Raw genomic sequence first — 2,192 nt, forward strand, 5'->3', positions numbered from 1 at the left:
GGCTGTCACATCTTTGTATCGTTGAAAGAAACCAACAGGTTGAAACAACAAAAAGTATTAACTGTTTAATTTTAAATTTAATTATTATGAACGCATTAAGAAACAAAGTACAGTTGATTGGAAGATTAGGACAAGAGCCTGAAATCGTAAATCTTGAAAGTGGAAAAAAATTGGCAAAATTTTCTTTAGCCACCAATGAAAACTACACCAATGCAAAAGGTGAAAAAGTTGAAAACACAGAATGGCACAACATCGTAGCCTGGGGTAAAACTGCAGAAATTATTGAAAAGTATGTCAATAAGGGGCAGGAAATCGCCATCGAAGGCAAACTCACCTCTCGCTCTTATGACGATAAGGAAGGTGTCAAACGTTATATCACTGAGGTAGTCTGTAGCGAAATGTTAATGCTCAGTAAATAGGTGAACTTACAAATTCCAATCCGATAGCCATCGGTACCAGATTCCAAGCTTTGACTGTTTGGAGTTTGGTGCTTGGAATTTGAATTTTTGACAACTGTTAAATTCCTTAAATTTGTATCATGATAGCAAAAGAAAACATCCTCCCCCTTTTAAAAACACACTTTGGTTTTGATAGTTTCAGGCCCAATCAGGAGGCTGTTGTTAAAGATATTCTCACAGGAAATGACGTGGTCGCCATTATGCCCACTGGTGGTGGGAAGTCTGTTTGTTTTCAACTTCCGGCTATAATCTTACCCGGCACGGCTATTGTAATTTCACCCCTAATCGCATTGATGAAAGATCAGGTAGACGCCCTGCACGCCAATGGGATCCCTGCCGCGTTTTACAACAGTACACAAAGTCAGGACGTGCAAAGCGAGGTGCTTCAAAACCTCCACAACCAAAAAATAAAACTTCTTTATGTTGCTCCCGAAAGCCTTTCTTTCCTGGTGCCGCACCTCAATAAAAACAACGTCTCCCTTTTTTCTATCGATGAAGCGCATTGCATCTCGGCCTGGGGGCATGATTTTAGACCGGCCTATACCCAACTTGGATCTTTAAAAAAGACTTTTCCCGATGTGCCGGTAGCAGCCTTCACCGCTACGGCAGATACCGCTACCCAGGATGATATCGTCAAACAGCTTCACATCCCTAATGCCAAAAAACACCTGGCTTCTTTCGATCGAAAAAACCTCTTTCTGGAAGTGCGCCCCGGTACGAACAGGCTTCCTCAAATCCTGCAGTTTTTGAGAAACCGTCATCAGGAAAGCGGCATCATCTATTGCCTCAGCCGGAAAAGTACTGAATCTCTGGCTCAAAAGCTACAATCAAGTGGCTATAAGGCAAAAGCCTATCACGCCGGTCTTGACTCTGAGGAACGCACCCGTATACAGGAGGATTTCGTCAATGACAGAACTCCCATTATTGTTGCGACCATCGCCTTTGGCATGGGAATCGACAAAAGCAATGTGCGCTGGGTGATCCATTACAATATGCCCAAAAATATTGAAGGCTATTATCAGGAAATCGGGCGGAGTGGTCGTGATGGACTGCCGGCACAAACCATGCTTTTTTACAGTTTTGCCGATGTGGTGAAACTCCGCCAGTTTATTGAAGAATCGGCCACCCGCGATTTTCAGCTTGCCAAGCTCGAACGCATGCAGCAATTTGCCGAAGCTCTTAGTTGCCGTCGCATTGCGTTGCTCAACTATTTTGGCGAGCATATTTCTGAAGACTGCGGCCACTGTGACAATTGCAAAACCCCGCCTCAATTTATAGATGGCACCATTCTGACACAGAAAGTCTGCTCAGCCGTGTACAGGCTGGGAGAGCAGGAGCCTTTAGGAATGCTTGTGGATGTGCTTCGGGGCTCAAAAAATGCCCAAGTTTATGACAAGGGCTACCAAAACGTCAGGACTTATGGTGTTGCAAAAGACATTCCGTGGCTGGATTTACAGCAATACATCATTCAAATGGTGAATCAAGGGATTCTCGAGATTCATTTTCACGAAAAAGGCCGCTTGCTGTTAACACCGCTTGCAAATAAAATTCTTTTTGAAGGCCGAAAAGTGAAACTGGCTTCCCTGCAAACCAAAGAGAAAATCACTAAAAAAGAGCGAGTCCCTAAAGCCGTAGCCTTTGGGCTTTTTGAAAAGCTCCGTCAGCTGAGACGCGAAATTGCACTCGAAGAAAATGTAGCCGCTTATATTGTTTTCAGTGATGCCGCATTAAAAG

At 43.8% G+C, this 2,192-nt stretch carries 2 protein-coding genes; both read left to right on the forward strand.

Annotated elements, in window-relative coordinates:
* Positions 1-86: 86 nt before the first annotated feature.
* Positions 87-419 carry a single-stranded DNA-binding protein gene (gene ssb, locus AACY61_RS12770; protein ID WP_339611968.1) on the forward strand — a complete coding sequence of 111 codons (333 nt, stop codon included), beginning with the start codon at positions 87-89 and terminating at the stop codon, positions 417-419.
* A 119-nt stretch (positions 420-538) separates the two neighbouring features.
* The coding region (recQ, locus tag AACY61_RS12775) for a DNA helicase RecQ (RefSeq protein ID WP_339611966.1) at positions 539-2,192 on the forward strand (1,654 nt) is incomplete at its 3' end.

It is taken from the genome of uncultured Planktosalinus sp. (assembly GCF_963973675.1).
In the GTDB taxonomy this organism is placed as follows: domain Bacteria; phylum Bacteroidota; class Bacteroidia; order Flavobacteriales; family Flavobacteriaceae; genus Planktosalinus.